Annotated in this window: 17 protein-coding genes and 3 pseudogenes; 8 read left to right on the top strand and 12 right to left on the bottom strand. The window is 68.8% G+C overall.

Translation table 11 applies throughout. The features are described 5' to 3' along the window. Positions 1-14: 14 nt before the first annotated feature. The 4 genes from ACFY0F_RS29075 to ACFY0F_RS29090 all read right to left on the bottom strand — a co-directional run bounded on the left by ACFY0F_RS29075 (position 15) and on the right by ACFY0F_RS29090 (position 3,500). Positions 15-437 (bottom strand): nuclear transport factor 2 family protein, encoded by a 423-nt coding sequence (locus ACFY0F_RS29075; protein ID WP_388800536.1) that lies wholly within the window; start codon positions 435-437, stop codon positions 15-17. Between the two features lie 5 nt (positions 438-442). Next, entirely contained in the window at positions 443-1,249 is an 807-nt protein-coding gene (locus tag ACFY0F_RS29080; RefSeq protein ID WP_388800539.1) for an MBL fold metallo-hydrolase, read from the bottom strand. Between the two features lie 253 nt (positions 1,250-1,502). Then, positions 1,503-2,426, bottom strand: coding sequence for a helix-turn-helix domain-containing protein (locus tag ACFY0F_RS29085; RefSeq protein ID WP_388800542.1), 924 nt, complete (start codon positions 2,424-2,426; stop codon positions 1,503-1,505). A gap of 168 nt (positions 2,427-2,594) precedes the next feature. Then, positions 2,595-3,500 carry an AraC family transcriptional regulator gene (locus ACFY0F_RS29090; RefSeq protein ID WP_388800545.1) on the bottom strand — a complete coding sequence of 302 codons (906 nt, stop codon included), beginning with the start codon at positions 3,498-3,500 and terminating at the stop codon, positions 2,595-2,597. Between the two features lie 128 nt (positions 3,501-3,628). Between ACFY0F_RS29090 and ACFY0F_RS29095 the strand changes: the two genes are divergently transcribed. From ACFY0F_RS29095 to ACFY0F_RS29115, 5 genes and pseudogenes are all read left to right on the top strand, one after another. After that, positions 3,629-4,408, top strand: a complete 780-nt coding sequence (locus tag ACFY0F_RS29095) for an MBL fold metallo-hydrolase (protein WP_388800548.1) — start codon at positions 3,629-3,631, stop codon at positions 4,406-4,408. A 54-nt stretch (positions 4,409-4,462) separates the two neighbouring features. Next, a complete protein-coding gene (locus ACFY0F_RS29100) occupies positions 4,463-5,467 on the top strand; it encodes an SMP-30/gluconolactonase/LRE family protein (RefSeq protein WP_388800551.1) in 1,005 nt (334 codons plus the stop codon). Positions 5,468-5,503: 36 nt separating this feature from the next. Continuing rightward, a complete protein-coding gene (locus tag ACFY0F_RS29105; protein ID WP_388800554.1) occupies positions 5,504-6,157 on the top strand; it encodes an NADPH-dependent F420 reductase in 654 nt (217 codons plus the stop codon). A gap of 91 nt (positions 6,158-6,248) precedes the next feature. Further along, positions 6,249-7,190, top strand: a complete 942-nt coding sequence (locus ACFY0F_RS29110) for an SMP-30/gluconolactonase/LRE family protein (RefSeq protein WP_388800557.1) — start codon at positions 6,249-6,251, stop codon at positions 7,188-7,190. Positions 7,191-7,281: 91 nt separating this feature from the next. After that, positions 7,282-8,367, top strand: a pseudogene (locus ACFY0F_RS29115) (multidrug effflux MFS transporter); the annotation flags it as partial. Positions 8,368-8,886: 519 nt separating this feature from the next. Here the strand turns inward: ACFY0F_RS29115 and ACFY0F_RS29120 are convergent. From ACFY0F_RS29120 to ACFY0F_RS29140, 5 genes and pseudogenes are all read right to left on the bottom strand, one after another. Then, positions 8,887-9,231, bottom strand: a pseudogene (locus ACFY0F_RS29120) (MMPL family transporter); the annotation flags it as partial. After that, positions 9,125-9,727 (bottom strand): hypothetical protein, encoded by a 603-nt coding sequence (locus tag ACFY0F_RS29125; protein WP_388800560.1) that lies wholly within the window; start codon positions 9,725-9,727, stop codon positions 9,125-9,127. The gene ACFY0F_RS29125 and the pseudogene ACFY0F_RS29120, both read right to left, overlap by 107 nt. A 240-nt stretch (positions 9,728-9,967) precedes the next feature. Beyond that, positions 9,968-10,327: pseudogene (locus ACFY0F_RS29130) on the bottom strand (aldehyde dehydrogenase family protein); the annotation flags it as partial. 414 nt (positions 10,328-10,741) lie between these two features. After that, positions 10,742-11,434 carry a type 1 glutamine amidotransferase domain-containing protein gene (locus ACFY0F_RS29135; protein ID WP_388800563.1) on the bottom strand — a complete coding sequence of 231 codons (693 nt, stop codon included), beginning with the start codon at positions 11,432-11,434 and terminating at the stop codon, positions 10,742-10,744. Positions 11,435-11,467: 33 nt separating this feature from the next. Continuing rightward, a complete protein-coding gene (locus ACFY0F_RS29140; RefSeq protein WP_388800566.1) occupies positions 11,468-12,328 on the bottom strand; it encodes an SDR family NAD(P)-dependent oxidoreductase in 861 nt (286 codons plus the stop codon). 186 nt (positions 12,329-12,514) lie between these two features. On the opposite strand from ACFY0F_RS29140, the gene ACFY0F_RS29145 reads away from it, so the two are divergent. Beyond that, complete coding sequence (locus tag ACFY0F_RS29145; protein ID WP_388800569.1) at positions 12,515-13,396, top strand: helix-turn-helix transcriptional regulator; 882 nt, start codon at positions 12,515-12,517, stop codon at positions 13,394-13,396. Positions 13,397-13,427: 31 nt separating this feature from the next. On the opposite strand, the gene ACFY0F_RS29150 is transcribed toward ACFY0F_RS29145, so the two are convergent. Beyond that, positions 13,428-13,904, bottom strand: coding sequence for a GMC oxidoreductase (locus tag ACFY0F_RS29150; protein ID WP_388800572.1), 477 nt, complete (start codon positions 13,902-13,904; stop codon positions 13,428-13,430). 231 nt (positions 13,905-14,135) lie between these two features. On the opposite strand from ACFY0F_RS29150, the gene ACFY0F_RS29155 reads away from it, so the two are divergent. Both ACFY0F_RS29155 and ACFY0F_RS29160 read left to right on the top strand, forming a co-directional pair. Further along, positions 14,136-14,357 carry a hypothetical protein gene (locus ACFY0F_RS29155; RefSeq protein ID WP_388800575.1) on the top strand — a complete coding sequence of 74 codons (222 nt, stop codon included), beginning with the start codon at positions 14,136-14,138 and terminating at the stop codon, positions 14,355-14,357. Between the two features lie 162 nt (positions 14,358-14,519). Beyond that, a complete protein-coding gene (locus ACFY0F_RS29160; RefSeq protein ID WP_388800578.1) occupies positions 14,520-14,774 on the top strand; it encodes a hypothetical protein in 255 nt (84 codons plus the stop codon). Positions 14,775-15,210: 436 nt separating this feature from the next. Here the strand turns inward: ACFY0F_RS29160 and ACFY0F_RS29165 are convergent, their stop codons facing one another. Beyond that, positions 15,211-15,513, bottom strand: a complete 303-nt coding sequence (locus ACFY0F_RS29165; protein WP_388800581.1) for a hypothetical protein — start codon at positions 15,511-15,513, stop codon at positions 15,211-15,213. 80 nt (positions 15,514-15,593) lie between these two features. Beyond that, positions 15,594-16,760 carry an OmpA family protein gene (locus tag ACFY0F_RS29170; protein ID WP_388800584.1) on the bottom strand — a complete coding sequence of 389 codons (1,167 nt, stop codon included), beginning with the start codon at positions 16,758-16,760 and terminating at the stop codon, positions 15,594-15,596. Positions 16,761-16,772 lie beyond the last annotated feature (12 nt).

Consider the following 16,772-nt stretch of genomic DNA (forward strand, 5'->3'; position numbering starts at 1 on the left):
TCCTGGGGTGCGGGTCAGGCAGTCATGGCGTCGCGGACCAGGGCGGTGTCGACGAACTGTTCGAAGCGGACGATGAGTCCGCCGCGGACGACGAAGTGGTGGGCGACGCGGACGTCGATCGGCTTGCCGGTGGCCTTGTTCGTCGCGGTGTAGCGGGCCAGGACGACGACGTTCTCGCCGTCGACGACGTAGGTGTCGTCGTGGGCGGTCCAGCCGTCCCAGTCCTTGCCGAGCTGTTCCATCACGTTCGACGTCACGCCATCGGGGGTGCGGTAGGTGCCGGCGAGCGGGAAGCCCGCCATCTCCGTCCACTCCACGTCCGGGGCGAGGGTGGCCCGCAGCGCCTCCAGGTCGCCGGCCGCGGAGGCCAAGTACTGACGGCGTACGACGTCGGCGGGAGCGGTGGAGGTCGCGAAGTCGTCGCTTCGGTGCGGCATCGGGCTCAGCCCCACTTCATCTCGCCCTTGGCGACCTTCGCACCGATCTGGGCGGCGATCAGCATGCCGTGGTCGGGGTAGCGGGCGACGAGCGCCTCGGTCAGCGCAGCGCCGTCGGCCGCCTTGCCCAGCTCCTCCTCGAAGGCGAGCAAATAGTCGCGGGTGGCGGTGATGGCGGAGGCGTCGGCGGGCGCGCCGGGCAGGCGGTGGCCGGGCACGACCAGCTCCGGGTTCAGGGCGGCCATCTCGTCCAGCAGGTTGATCCAGGCGGCTCGGTCGCCGGGGGTGGGAGTGTCGGCGACCCAGACGTGCTCCCGCTGGAAGAGCAGGACACCGCCGAGGAGGGCGCGGTGCTCGGCCTGCCACAGGTAATGGCGGTCGGGCGGTCCGGCGGGGCCGCCCTTGAGCTCGAAGCGGTGGCCTTCGAGGGTGAGGTCGCCGGTCAGGGGCTCAAGGTCGACCAGTCGGGTGGGGAGGTTCGGGCCCAAGGCCTCCCACGCCTTGAGCTTGCCCGCGTAGGAGTGCTGGATGTGCTCGATGACGATCGGGGTGGCGACGAACTTCGCCTCCGGGAAGGCGTCGGCGATGACCTCGGCGCCGAAGTAGAAGTCGGGGTCGCCGTGGCTGACGAAGACCGTGGTCAGCTTCTTGCCGGAGTCGAGGATCTCGGCGGCCAGGCGGTGGCCGTCGGCCCGGGTGAACGCGGCGTCCACCAGCAGGGCGTCCGTCTCACCGGTGACCAGGGTGGCGGTCTTGTTCTTGCTGCCGGCGGGAAAGTCCAGGTCGAGGATCGTGAAGGACAACGTGCTCAACTTTGGCTCCTTGCAAGGGGTGACGGGACGGGCCGCACCGAGAATTCGGCGCCGGTCAGCTCGGTGATTCACGCGTTCGCATCAGGCGCTTCTCCGTGCACATCTCCAAAACCCTTGCCATGCGGATTGAGAGTTCTGCACTCGGAGCCGTGTCATCAGGTAAGCATCGTGATCGCGTTCAACCCTTTCCCCGACGGAACGCGTCGGCAAGGTAGAAGGGAGACGCGCCATGGTCAAACGACGACAGCGACGATCAGCGGCCCACCGTGGAGTGAGAGCTGTCGGACTGGTAGGGCTCACGGAAGGCACCTGGGGTGGTGCCCGTGTGCCGGGTGAAGAACTTGCCGAAGTTGGTGGATTCCGGGAAACCGAGGTGCCGTGCGATCGTCGCCACCGGCTCGTCCGTGTGGGCGAGCAGCCGCTGTGCCTCCAAGGCGACGCGCTCGTCGATGACCCGTTTGACGGATTGCCCGGTGGCGGCCATGCAGGCACGGCTGAGAGTCCTGACGGTGTAACCCAGACGGTCGGCGTAGTCGGCGGCACGGCGGGTGGTGGCGTAGGAACGCTCCAGCTCGGCGCGGAAGCGGGTGTACACCTCCCCGCCCGCCTGCGCGTCGGTCCCCTCGTCGGTGTACGAGAGCCGGTCGATGTGCAGCAGTACGGCGACGAGCAGATGCCGGAGCATTTCGGGTGACACCGGCTGGTCGCAGCGGTCGTACTCCGCGCGGATCTGGCTCACCAGCGTCGCCAGGACGGCGTAGTCGGAGCTCGTGCCGAGCTGCCTGCACACGGGGCCGCGCCACTCGTTGAGCAGACGGTCAGCGGTGTTGCAGAGCGGCAGGAAGGACGGGGTGAACAGCAGGTGCAGGCCGTTGGTGCTGCCGGGACGGACATACCGCTGCACCTGGCCGGGCCGCACCCACAGCAGCGTGCTCGGACGGCAGGGGTAGGTCACGAAGTCGACCGCGTGCTCCCCGTCGCCCTCCGTGATCAGGGAGAGGGTGTGAAAATCGATGCGGTGCACTCCGCCCGGGTCCCGACGGGCCCGACGTCGGTGAAGTGTGGCCAGCTCGATGATCTCGAAGCCCGGCACCCGCTCCTGCGGCGGACGGAAAGCGAGCCGGGGGATCGGTTCCCGCTGCGGGGCGTACATGGGCTGCGATTCTTCGACCCGCATGACGATCTCCACGCGACCTGGTTCCACCGTGGCTGATCAGCAGCCTATCCCTGCTGCGCGAAGGCGGTGCGCCGCCATCGAATGCGAGCGTTTCGACTCAACCGAAACCCGGCAGAAAAAAGAACTCCGCGTAACCGTCTCATTGTCTTTTCGTGAGTTGTCAGGCGGTTATGCGCCCTGATGGGCCTGGCGGAATGCACCAGGGGTCACGCCGGTGTGGCGGGTGAAGAACTTGCCGAAGTTGGTGGGTTCGACGAAGCCCAGCCGTCGTGCGATCGTCGCCACCGGCTCGTCGGTGTGGGCGAGCAGCCGTTGAGCCTCCAATGCCACTCGGGCGTCGATGACGTGCTTCACGGGCTGTCCGGTGGCCGCCACGCAGGCACGCGTCAGTGTCTTGACGGTGTACCCCAGGCGCTGGGCGTAGTCGGCGGCGCGGCGGGTGGTGGCGTACGAGCGTTCCAGCTCGCCGCGGAAGCGGCGGTACACCTCGCCGCCCGCGTGCGGGTCGCCACCGCCCTCGGGGTGGGGCAGCCGGTCGATCTGCAACAGCACGGTCGCCAGCAGGAGCTGGAGGATCTCCGCCGACACGGTCTCCTCCGGGCGGTCGTACTCAGCCCGCATCTGACCGAACAATGTCGACAGAACGGCGTACTCGGGGCTCGCGCCCAGCTGCCGGCACGCCGGCCCGTACCACTCCCTCACCAGCCGGTCGGCGCTGCTGGTATGCGGCGGGAAGGCCGGCGTGAAGAGGAGGTGGGCGCCGTTCGCCGTGCCGGGCCGGACGAAACGCTGGACCTGACCCGGCCGGACCCACAACAGGGTGCCGGGGCGGCACGGGTAGGTCACGAAGTCGATCGCGTGCTCCCCACTGCCCTCCGTGATCAGCGTAAGGGTGTGGAAGTCCACCCGGTGCACCAGGTCGGGCCGCCGCCCCCGCCGCAGGCGCCGCTCGTGCAGGGTGGCGAGATCGATGATCTCGAACCCGGGAACCCGCTCCTCGGGGGGACGGAAGCCGAGCCGGAGGATGGCGCCTCCGGGGGCGGGATCGCCGTCTCCGAGGTCTGCGGGAAGCATCACGATCTCCAGATGTCCTCGATTTACCATGCCGCGTCTTCAGCGTACCTCGCCTGCCTGGGGCAACACGACAAGAGTGGAGGACATCAATGCGGCATGCGGCCGCACCCACCACAAGGAGCCTCCCCATGAACGGCACGGTCACGGTCCTCGACAAGGGCACGGTCCGCATCCACAGCTACATGTCCCCGGCCGACACCTTCCACACCACCACCCAGCTGATCGAGACCCCGGCACGGATCATCGCGATCGACGCCCAGCTGCTGCCCGCCTACGCAGACGAGGCCGTCGCCTACGCCAAGGGCCTCAGCAAGCCGATCGACCGGCTCATCGTCACCCACGCCCACCCGGACCACTACAACGGCGCCTCCCGCTTCGGCGCCCCCGTCCACGCCCTGTCCCAGGTGACCGAGCAGATCATCGCCCGCGGCGACAGCCACCTGCCGACCGGACAGGTCATCCCGCTCGCCGACTTCACCCCGAACGTCGCCCTCGTCCCGGGCACCGAGGTCATCGACGGCGTCCCCTTCGTCTTCGAGGCCGTCTCCGGCGGCGAGGCCGCCGACGAACTCCTCATCAAGCTGCCCCAGCAGCACGTCCTGATCGCCCAGGACCTCGTCTACAACGACGTCCACCTCTACCTGGGCAACAACGACATCACCGGCTGGCAGCAGGCCTTGGACGCACTGGCCTCCGAGACCGGCTATGACACGATCCTCGCCGGCCACGGCGCCCCCACCGGGCCCGAGGTCTACGAGGACATCCGCCGCTACCTCGACGACGCCCGCGAACTGCTCGGCGACGACGGCGACGGTTACAAGAAGGCGATCGTCGACAAGTACCCGGCCCACGTCGGCCCGTTCATCATCGACATCGCCAACCGGTCCCTCTTCCCCGCCGCCGGCTGAGCCCCGCTCGTCTTCCGCCTTTCATCGACACACGCTCATCCGGAGAGATCCGTCATGTCCTCAGTACGTCTCCGCGGCCCCCTTGCCACGGCCGTCGCAACGGCCGCCCTCCTCGTCCTGGGCGGCGCCGCCCCGGCCCTCGCGACCACGGATGGCACCCTGCCGCACCACGCCCACCACCCGGCGCCCCTGCCCACCAGCTACACCATTTCCGGCGACAAGACCTACCCCGAGGGCATCGCACGCCAGCAGGGCACTCCGTACTTCTACGTCGGCAGCACCAACGACGGCACCATCTACCGCGGCGACGTCCACCACAGCGCGACCAAGGTCTTCCTGCCCGGCGGCAAGGACGGACGCGTGTCGGTCGCCGGCATGAAGACCGACCGCGCCGGCCGGCTCATCGTCGCCGGAGGCGCCACCGGCAAGGTCTTCGTCTACGACACCCGCACCCGCGCCCTGCTGCACGTGTTCGACACCGGCCGCACCGACACCTTCCTCAACGACGTGGCCCTCGCCCCCAACGGCAACGCCTACGTCTCCGACTCCCTCCACCCGGCGCTGTGGCACATCACGACCGCGGAGCTGAAGAGCCGCACCGTCGAGCAGCCCCTGCGCGTGGGAGTCGACTTGACCCGCTCGCCGATGGTCTACAACGCCGGTTTCAACGGCAACGGCCTGGTGGTCACCGGAGATGGCCGCTACGTGCTGCTCGCCGACTACAACGACTACGCGTTCTACCGCGTGGACATCCGCTCCCACGAGGTCGTACCGATCACCCTCGGCGGCGCCAAGGGCATCTCCGGCGACGGCCTGCTCCTCAGGGGCCACACCCTCACCGCCGTCACCGAACTGGACAACCCCGACGGCCAGATCGCCGTACTGAAGCTGAACGGCGACTACACCAAGGCCCGCCTCGTCAGCACGGTCCACGGGCACGGCATGCACAGCCCGTCCACGGCCGCCTTCGACGGCCGCGACCTGCTGATCGTCAACTTCCAGTTCCAGATCACCGACCCGAAGCTGCCGTTCAACGTCGTGCGGGTGCGCGCCCAGTAGCGGTGCGGCACCCGGCAGAGAGAAGGGACCACACCCATGAAGATCACCATCATCGGTGCCGGGAACATGGCCCGCGGTATCGCCACCCGGGCCCTGGCCGGCGGCCACACCGTCACCATCACCGCCAAGGACCCGGGCAAGGCCGTACTGCTCGTCGACGAACTACGCGAACAGGCCGACGGCGCCGGGCGGGTGGGCGCCGCCGACGAATCCGCCGTCGACCAGGCGGACATCGTGGTCCTCGCGGTGCCCTTCGACGCGGCCAGACAGCTCGCCACCTCCTACGGGCCGCGGCTCGGCGGCAAGGTGCTGATCGACATCAGCAACCCCGTCGACGCCTCGCTCGACGCACTGGTCGTCGCCCCGGACCACACGTCCGCCGCCGAGCAGATCGCCGAGGCCGCAGGAGCGGAGGTGCGTGTGGTCAAGGCGTTCAACACGACGTTCGCCACCACGCTCGTGGCCGGTCAGGTGAACGGCACTCCCCTGGACGTCTTCATCGCGGGCGACGACCAGGGCGCCCGGAAGGAAGTGGTCGAACTGGTCGCCTCCGGCGGACTGAACCCGGTCGACGTCGGCGCGCTCGAGCACGCACGCCAGCTGGAGGGCTTCCAGCTGCTCCATATGGCGCTCCAGCTCCGCGACGGCGGCCACGGCTGGGCCAGCACCATCAAGATCGTCGCCCCCTGAACCGGTCCATCGCCCCCATCGAGCTCCACTGCCGGCCCGCCTCTCCCCCCGGGCCGGCAGTGGTCCCGACAGTCACCAGGAGAACCACCCCATGCCCGTCCGCACCACCGTCACCACGCTCGCCGCCGCCGCGGCCCTGCTGACCTCCGTGGCGACCGCCACGGCGGCGACCGAGCCGCTCTCCGCGCCGCATGTCGCGGCCCACTTCAGCCTGGCGGCCGCGCAGCAGCCCGAGAACATCACCGTCGACCGCACCGGATCGGCGTACCTGACCTTCTCCTTCGCCCGGCAGCTCGTCCGCGTCGCCCCCGGCGGACGCACTCAGGTGCTGGCCACGCTCCCCGCACCCGCGAAGGCGAACACCCCCAACCTGGGTAAGGCGTTCGTCGGCGGCATCGCCCGCGCCGAAGACGGAACCCTCTACGTCACCTACGCCACCGGCACCGCCGACCTCACCGGCGTCTGGGCACTCCGCCCCGGTGGCCGTCCGCACCGGATCGCCGCCCTGCCCGCCGACGGGCTGCCCAACGGTCTCGCCCTCGACCAGCGCACGCAAGAGCTCTATGTCACCGACTCCGTCCACGGCGTCATCTACCGCCTCCCCACGCGCGGCGGCACCGTCACCGTCTGGGCCCGCGGTGAGGCGCTCGAACCCAGCACCTTCGCCGGCGCCAACGGCCTGAAGCTCCACAACGGAGCCGTCTGGGCCACCAACCTCGACAAGGGAACCGTCCTGCGCATCCCGGTCACGGCGCGCGGCACCGCGGGCAGGATCCAGGTGCACGCCAGCGGCATGCCCTCCATCGACGACTTCGCCTTCACCGGCCACGGCGACACCCTCCTCGCCGCCCGCGACGACAACCAGGTCGACCTCGTCCGCCCCGACGGCACCCACACCGCGGTGCTCACGGCCGCCGACGGCCTCCAGACTCCGACCTCCGTCGCGGTCCACGGCCACACGGTGTACGTCCCGAGCGCGGCGTACCTCACGAACGAGGACCCCAACCTGCTCGTCGCCCACCTCGACCGCTGACACGGCCGTACCGGCCAACTCCTCTGCGGCGGCCGCGAGCGGCAGGCAACCCCGCCGCTCGCACCGCCGACCGACGCAGTCTGGAACACAGATGGACGCAACTCCTCAGACCGGCACCCCCGCGGACGACACTCAACGACGCGAGGCGCGAGGCCGCCGCCCCCGCCACCTCCCCCTCGTCCTGGTCCTCGGCTCCCTGACCGCACTCGGTCCCCTCACCATCGACCTCTACTTGCCAGCCCTTCCCCGGGTCAGTACGGACCTGCACGTCTCACAGGCCGTCACGCAGCTCACCTTGACGGCTTTCATGGTCGGGATCGCCCTGGGCCAGCTGGTCATCGGCCCGCTCAGCGACGCCTTCGGCCGGCGCCGGCCGCTGCTCACGGGCCTGTCGGTGTACGTGGTGGCGGGTGCCCTGTGCGCCCTCGCCCCGGATCCGGCAGTGCTCATCGGCATGCGTCTGGTCCAGGGCCTGGCGGGGGCCGCCGGCATCGTCATCGCCCGGGCCGTCGTACGTGACCTGTACGACGGACTCGCCGCTGCCCGTCTGCTGTCCTCCCTGATGCTGGTCTCCGGCACCGCGCCGATCCTCGCCCCTGTGCTGGGCGCCCAGTTGCTGCGGCTGACCTCCTGGCACGGCGTGTTCGTCACCCTCACGCTCCTGGGGCTGGCCATCCTGGCGGCCACCGCCCCCGTGCTGCCCGAGACCCTGCCGCGTCCGGAACGACGACACGGCGGGCTCCCGGCGACCCTGCGCACCATGCGCGATCTGATGGGCGACCGCTCGTTCACCGGCCACCTGCTCACCGGCAGCCTCGGCTTCGCCGCCCTGTTCGCCTACATCGCCGGCTCCTCCTTCACCCTCCAGGAGATCTACGGCGCCTCCCCGCAGATGTACAGCCTGCTCTTCGGCCTCAACTCCCTCGGCATGGTCGCCACCGGACAGTTCAACGGCAAGCTGCTGCTGGGCCGTTACCCCTGGCTCCGTGTGCTGACCACCGGCCTGGCCGTGCTCGCCACCGCGGGCGCGGCCCTGGTACTCCTGGTCACCACCACGCACGCGGGTCTGCCCTGGATCGCGGTCGCGCTCTTGTTCACCGCCTGTCCGGTCGGCATGATCCTGCCCACCACCACGGCCTTGTGCCTGCAGCGGGCCCCGCACGCGGCGGGCAGTGCCTCCGCGCTGCTGGGCACCACCCAGTTCCTCATGGGTGCCCTCGCCCCGGCCCTCGCCGGTCTCGGTGGGTGGGACGCTGCGGCGGATGTCGGCCAGCGAGGTGCCGCCGTCGGCGCTGCCGACCTCGTGGTACGGGATCGCGATGACCATCGCGCTGCCCCCGGTGTGCCAGGCCGGTCCTGCCGGGGCTGCGGCGCCGCGCAAGCTGGAAACGGTGTCCAGGGCGTTCACGGTGTTCCCCGCGTCGATGGGGTTCGGGACGTACACCGGCACTGCGGTCAACGTCCCGGACGGGAATCCGTCGGTTTCCAGGGTGTGCAGGCCGTCGGTGTAGGCGCCGGCGGTGGCCAGTGCGTGGCTGCTCGGCCTGCTGATGTCGATGGTCGCGGCGGTGGCGGTCAGCGCGGCCAGGATGCCCAGGCCCGCGACCGCCGAAGCCACGCGGTGCTTGATCACGAACTTCGACCAACCGGTCCAGAACCGGCTGTCCGCCTGCCGTCGCGACGCCCGCCGCGGCCAGTCCACCCGCGGCCCGATCTTGGACAGCACCGCGGGGAGCAGCGTCAGCGCGACCAGGGTCGCGGTGGAGGGGATGAACAGCCCGGACACACCGATGCCGCGGACCATCGAGTCGGGGATGACGGTTAGCGCGCACAGGCCGAGCGAGGCCACCATGCCGCTGAACCAGACGCTGTGCCCGGCCCGCTGCACGGCCGCGCGCACCGCTTCGTCGTTGCTCATGCCGGCCGCGCGCTCCTCACGCCAGCGGGTGACCACCAGCAGCGAGTAGTCGATCGACAGGCCCAGGCCCAGCAGCGCCACGATGTACTGCACGGCCGGGTGGATCGGCGAGGACGACGGCATCAGAAACGTCAGCCCGTAGACGAGCAGTTGCATCGTCAGTACACAGCGCCAGCAGCGACCCGAACACCCAGGCCAGGACAACCAGCGCGCCGATTGCTCCGATGATCAGCTCACCGGTGACGCTGGGGTTGCCGCCGCCGGTGGTGTTGCCGGCCTCCAGGGCCCGCAGACTGGTGCCGTGTACGGTCAGACCTGGCGCCGCGGCTGTGGCAGCCCTGGTGAGGGCGTTGATCTGATCGGTGTCCATGTCGTCACTGGGCTTCGGCGGATAGGCCAGGACGATCGTGCTCGTCCCACCGGTCCCGACCAGCGTCCGGCTGCCGGTCGAGGCGTAGGAGACCAGGCGCAGGCTCGGTGCCGCCGTGGCGATGCCCCTGTCCACCGCCCGCAGTTTCGCCTGCGCTTGCGGCGAATTGACGGTCTGTCCGGTCGGGAGGTCCAGGACCACGACAGCGGGGTCCTGGGACGCGCCTCCGTAGCTCCGGGCGATCTGCACGTTGGCGGTGTAGCCGGGGCCGGTGACATGGGGGTGCCTGGTTGCAGCCGGCCCGAGAGCGACGGCGCCACCAGCATGCCCACCACCGTGATCACCAGCCAGCTGAGACCCACCACCAGCCGATGGCGGATCACCCATCCGCTCAGCTTCTCCACGATTCCCTCCCAGTGATCGGCAGCGGCGGCAGCCGCTGCTCACCTCACTGACGGAAGGTAGGGAGAGCTTCCTTACCGGACGCTTTCAGAGCCCGGCACGGACCGGCACACGCTTGTGCGGTGCCGCGTCAGGAACGTCCGGTTCCCGGCCCGACGGCGCGCGCCTCACGGTCACGCCGACATGTCCTGCTCGCCGCCTTCGGCGCCTCCGTGCACGATGCCGTCGCGCACGGCCGACCGGCTGACGGGTGACCAGTACTCGGGCGGTGCCGTCCTCGCCGACCTTCCAGCTTCCGTCGATCCGGACGGTTTCCTCACCGAACCAGCGCAAGTAGTTCGCGCCGTACTCGACCTCCGCCCGGGACTCGGCCAGTGACTTGCCCATCTCCAGGGTGATCAGCAACGCGAACTCGTCAATGCGCTCGATCAGCAGGTCGCGGGCACGCCGAAGGCTCTCGCCCCGTCGGCGCGGGGCTACCGCAGCCCACTTCGCCTGTGCCTTGCGGCATCAAGGGCGGCCAGCGCATCCCTCGCGGTCGCGTCCGACACCTCGCACAGTGTCCGCCCGGTGACCGGATCCTCCACCGAGAAGCTGCCCCCGCCGGATGCCGATCGCCATCGACCACCGATGACCAAGCCCTTCTCGACACGTCCGACGGCATCGGGTTGAGACAGAGATGTGATCACGGATTCCACGCTTCTCCCCGAGCGATCATGATGGGGACCATCAGCCGACGGATGCGGTTGGTGCCGCCGCTCCCGGACCAATGGGGGCGGGCGGCACAAACTGCGGCAGCCGGGGAAAGACCGGTTAGAGGGCAGGCTGTCGGCTTCCCGGCTGGCTAGCTGGTGGACACTGCTACTTGAGCGCGCCGATCATGGCCTCGGCCATGGGGGCGCTGGAGGCCGGGTTCTGGCCGGTGAAGAGGTTCCGGTCCTGCACGTTGTACGGCTGGTACGCCGGTCCTCCGGAGTGCTTCGCGCCCTTTTGACGCAGCGTGCCGGCCAGCAGCCATGGAGCGCCTTCGGCAGTGCCGAAGCTCTGCTCCTCCTCGTCGGTGAAGGCCGTCAGCTCCCGACCTGCGAACAGCCAGTTGCCGTTCTCGTCCACGGCGGACAGAAGGCCGGCCGGGCCGTGGCAGACGGCGCCGATGATCTTTCCTGCCGCGTCCGCCTCGGTGAGCAGGCGGCCGAGGTCGCGGTCCTGGTAGAGGTCGACCACGGGACCGTGCCCGCCGGGGATCACCACGGCGACGTAGTCGTTGATGTCGATTTCGTCCAGCTTGAGCAGCGGACCGAACTCACGCAGGGCCCGGGCGGCGTGCTCCACGTAGTGCGCACAGTCCGGCCCGGCGATCTCCGGGTCGGCACTGTGGGCGTCGAGCGGCTGCAGAATGCCGCCCGGGGAAGCGAAGTCGACCGTGAAGCCGGCCTGCACGAACCTCTCGTGGGGCGCGGCGAGCTCTTCGGCCCAGTACCCGGTCGGGTAGTGCGAGCCGTCGTTGCGTTCCCAGATGGCGGCGGCGGACATGACGATCAGAATCTTGCGCACGATGTGTTCCTTCCAGGGACCAGCGGCGAATTCTCAGGCGTCGGCGAAGTCAGTGGCGTTGGCGGTCTGCGCGGTGGCCTCCAGGTTCGCGCGCAAGGCATCGACCTTCGCGGTGGCGTAGGCGTGGGCGTCCGAGCCGAGCAGCTGGCGCAGCGGGCCCTCGCCGCTGACAACCTGGCGGATGATCGCCTCCGCGCCCTGGACCGGGTTGCCCAGCTGGCTGCCCTGGAGCTTGAGGTGGTTCTCCGTCATCTCGCGCAGAGCCGGGTACGCGTCCGTCGTCGAGGCGGGCAGCGCAAGCGAGTCGGTGGTGAGGAAATCGGTGCGGAAGTAGCCGGGTTCGACGATGGTGACCTTGACGTCGAAGCCGACCATCTCCTGGGCCAGCGCTTCGGTGAAGCCCTCGAGCGCGAACTTGCCCGCGCAGTAGAGGCCCCAGCCCGCAACCGCGGTCAGCCCGAGAATCGACGACACGTTGACCACATGACCGCTCTGCTGCTCGCGAAGCACCGGCAGCGCGGCACGCAATACGTTCCACACCCCGACGACCTGGACGTCGAGCATGTCGCGAACCTCGCGGGCACTCGTCTCCTCCACCGCGGCCAGGTAGCCGTAGCCAGCATTGTTGACGACCACGTCGAGCCCGCCGAATCGCTCCGTGGCCTGGCGCACTGCCTGCCGGACCTGCTCGTCGTCACGCAGGTCAACGGTCAGCGGCAGCAGCCGCGAAGTGTCGACGCGGTCACCGAGGGCTGCCAGCAGCCGCTCCGTGGAACGGGTCGTAGCGGCGACATGGTCGCCGCGCTGGAGCAGCTGCGTGACCAGCTCCAGGCCCAGACCGCGGGAAGTACCGGTCACGAACCAGGTCGCGGGCCGATCCGTCGGGAAACTCATGGGGGGGTCCTTTGCTCATGATTTCGGGGATGCGCCTCCGGGCTGTTGCCGTAGTGGCGTGCCTCAACAGTGACCCGCCGCAAGGCCCTCCGGGGGCCCATCTCGCGCCCTGTGGAGGCGCGGTCTCCGGAAGCTAGGACTCGCCGGTCCACCCAGGTCCGCGCCGGCTCAGAGATACTCGAACCCGTGAACAGGACCAACCAGGAACTCGCCGATTTCCTACGGCGCGCCCGCGGCCAGGTCGACCCCGCCCGCGCCGGCCTGCCCCCCGACGGACGCGTCCGCCGCGTACCCGGACTCCGCCGCGAAGAAGTCGCCCGCCTCGCCGGCGTGTCCACCGACTACTACGCCCGCCTCGAACAAGGCCGCCGCATCACTCCCTCCGCCGCCGTCGTCGAAGCCATCGGCCGCGCCCTGGGCCTCGACGCCGCCGGACGCGCCCACCTCAACGACCTCATCGGCATGACCTCGGCACCCACCCCCCGCCGAAACCACGACGTCCAACGCGTCCGCCCCGGCCTCTATCAGCTCCTCGACGCCCTCGACGGCGAACCCGCCCTCATCCTCGGCCGCCGCACCGACATCCTCGCCGCCAACCGCATGGCCAGGGCCCTCTTCACCGACTTCGACCAGCTCCCCGCCGCCCACCGCAACTACGCCCGCTGGATGTTCCTCGACGACGACGCCCGAGCCCTCTTCCTCGACTGGCCCGACCAAGCCCGCGCCGCCGTCGAAAGCCTCCGGTTCGAAGTCGGCCGCAATCCCGACGACCGCGCCACCACCGACCTCGTCACCGAACTACGCGAACACAGCCGCGAATTCGACCAATGGTGGGAACAACACCGCGTCCACCAGCGCACTCACGGCTCCAAACGCCTCCGCCACCACCTCGTCGGAGACCTCACCGTCGAATACGAAACCCTCACCCTCCCCGGCGACCCCGAAACCACCCTGTTCATCTACACCACCGAACCGGAATCACCCTCACGACGAGCCATCGACATCCTCGCCAGCTGGACCGCAACCACCCCCACCCTCGAACCGAACCCCAACATCACCGAGCAGTAACGCCCATCCGAGTTCGCCGGCAACAACAGCATCACGGGTCGATATCGACCTGCGACAGGCCGCCGGATCGGCCCTTGCGTCGTTCGCCGACCAGCTGCTGATCAGGCGCAGCGCCCTGTAACCGCCCCGGAATCACAAGGGGTTGTTCACTCACACGGTCAACGACCATGGACCGCGCCCAAGTCTGGGCAGCGCCGATCGCGGGCACAACAGATGCGTTGGCGACCATGAAGTTCTCCACGCTGTTCACCGCAAGTTCCGGCCCCACCACCGTCTGCGGATCATTATCGATGCGGCAGGTGCCGACCGGCTGCCACTGCGTCTGCGCGTCCCGCCGAATCGAGTCCGCCACATCGCTGCCGTCGGCGCCATCCGGCGCAGAGATGTGTGCCGCACTCACCTCTCGCGCGGCGTCGTAGCTGATCTCGTCCATTGACGAGAGGTCGAGCAGCACCCGCACCGCCGGGTCGCTCGTGAAGTTCTCGAAGCAGTGGCCGCCGCTGCGCACCGCGACCGGCGCCTGGCCCGCACCGCTTCGGCCACCGCACCACCTGATCGGTCGAGCCGACCACGCGGATCTCGTCCGGCCGTCCCACGCGGGAGCGGCGAGGGCTCCGGAGGCGTCAGCGCTGGCAAGCAGCACCCGGCCTTCCTCGACCTCGGATCGAGATCGGAGCAGGTGCCCGCCGCCCTGCACTAGGCCTTCGCCGAGATTGACGTCGTCGAGCGGGACCCTGGCATGCTCGCGGAAGCCGACGAAGCCCTGGACGGCCTGCCTGACACGACGGTGCTGCCGCTGCTGGAGGACTGCACGGCCACGGACGTCACCATCGTCGTCATGGGAGACGGCAGCCTCTGGACGGCCCGATCGGCATGGACGGTCGCCCCCTACCGGGAAATCCTCACTGGATCCGCCTTTTTGAGACCGCCCGAAATAGTCACCTCTTCAACTTTTACGTGAGGTTCGCGAAATAGAGTCCACGGATACGCCGAATTGCCATTCAGGTAATCGGATTCACAGATCTAAATAATCTCCAAAAAGAAAAATCCGGTGCGTAAAAATCATGTAACGGAAGTAGTGTTGTAAGTAAAGGCCGCGCTGCGGAACGAAGAGGAGTCTGCCATGGGAGGCCTGGTCGCAGCACTAATAGTTGTCTACGTGTCAATCATCATCGGCCTAGCCGCCTCAAAGGGGAACGCCATGATCCTCTGGTGGCTGGTCCTGCCACTTGTCCCCTTCCTGCTTGTGGCCGCCCTCTTCACCTTGATCTTCGGAGGGTTGTTCGGAGGAGCCGCTACATCGGCAGTCAAGCAGGAAACCGGCTGGGGAGCTGACGGTTCGAGGGCATATCCTTACCACGTCCGAATTAAAGAGTAGATGCCTTTGTCTCCATCTCAGGTCACCCACGAAGCGCCCCGCCGCGGAATCGTCGGCAGGGCGCTCGCGCGTTCATTGCATCCAGACGTCAGGTCCGCCACCTCGCCACTCCACCCATCCTGAGCAGGCCACGTCCTCCGGCTCGGCGTCGTCCAGGCCGGCACGGCGTAGGAACTCGGCGATCTCGAGCAGCACGTACACCATTCCGATGAACGGTCGCAGACGCGGACACGCCGGTCGCCGCCCTCGGCGGGCGGGTATACGAGGACGCGTGGAGTTTCGAACATGCTCAGGGCTACTGCGGAAGTCTGCCATGCCCCGAGGAGCCCGGGGATGAGGAGACGTGGGAGCCCAGGGAGCACCCCGGCCAACGTCCCGGCGAGCAGGAACGGTCCGAACGGGATCCTGCTCGTACGGTCGGCCCGGCCCGCAAGCATCAAGCCGATCCCGGACAGCGCGCCGAAAGGTACCCGGCGAACGTCCCGACCAGGATGATCGCCCAGCTGTACCAGCCCAGGACAGCGCTCAGGACGAGGGCGAGCTTGACGTCGCCGAATGAAATCCTTGCTGAGCAGGAAGAGCACGAAGTAGCAGGCTGCTCCCACACCGTTAGGCCGGTGTCGCGCTCGTCGGCGGGCAGGGAGAAGCCGGGCGCGAACCGGTGTCTGGGCAGCGTCTCCACCGCCGCCCGCCAGTCCGCGTCGGTCAGGACGTTGTCCGCGGCGAGGGTCTTCAGCATCGCCTCGCGCAGCCGTCGCGAAGTTGGACAGGTCGGCTCCGGGTGGAATACGGAGCCGACCGCAATGCCCGTTCAGGTGATCAGTGAAGGGTGCAGGTGATCACAACCCTCCTGTTTGCCTGGCGTCCCTCCTCGGTACTGTTGCTCGCGACGGGGTCTTGGAGTCCGCGGCCTATGGTCTTCAGCCGTGAGGAGGAGACTCCGTGCGACTGGAGGTACTGGCTGACGGCCCGGGCCCGCGCCCAGGACAGAGCCAGTGCCTTGTCAGCTGAGCCGCCGGGGACCGTAGCCGCATACCCGGCCACCTCGACGGCGGCCGTCGGGTAGGTGCGGGTGAGAGTGGCGACCGCCTTGTCGAGGTCGCGCCGCGCGGTAGTACGGAGGGTGGCGCGGTCGCCGTCAAAGAGGACGCCTGCACGGAGCGGCACGATCACCTGGTGCTTCTTCGCCCAGTCAGCTGGGGCCACTTCGGTGCTGGCCCCGGGGAAGGAGATGAGACGGTCGCTACTCCACTCGACGAGATGGCCTCCGCAACGGTGGAAGAGCTGGCGGAACATTTCCCGCAGCTGAACCTCTCTCAACGAGTCGAGGGGCCCGTCAGGGGTCTGGGTGGCGCCGACCATGTGAACGTTCCAGCCGCGACATTCGGTGATCATGCCCTGCCGCTCGAGAGTGTCCAGGGTGGTCGTCGTATCACCCAAAGTGATGGGATCGGTCAGCTGGAGCGGGGGCGTGTCCTGCAGGCCGCTCCCGAATAGGACGATCTCGGTGGTCCGCGGGTGATAGGGGAGGGCGTGGAGGTTGTCGGCAAGGTGGCGGATGCTGCTGAGAACATCGACGCGGCCTCGAGTGGGTGCGGCCCGCTGCGCCGAGATGATGGCGTCCTTGAGGTCGCGCTGGACCTTCTTCCGATGCGTGGTCTTGATCAACTCGTTGGGTCCGTCGCCGGCGACCTGCTGGTTGAACATCGTCGTCTGGGCCTGACTGCCGGTGAGCTCGTTGAGGATCACGTGCGCCCCGCTGTGGCCCGCTTCCTCTGCGATGGTCGACGCGTCCGCCGTCTGCTGCTTCTCCCACTCGGCATCGTGACTGGTCGGGTTGGTCCCGATGACCAGGCCGATCACGGGCGTGTCGTTGCTGCCGTCGTCCGCGCTCCGGGAGGTTGAGGCCGCGGTGGCAGTGTGGCTGGTCAGGGCCAGGAGGAGCGCCATCAGGGCGCCGAGGAGGGTGAGGATCTTGGCTTTCACAAGGGTCTCCTT

The organism is Streptomyces sp. NPDC001544 (assembly GCF_042894285.1).
Classification (GTDB): Bacteria; Actinomycetota; Actinomycetes; order Streptomycetales; family Streptomycetaceae; genus Streptomyces.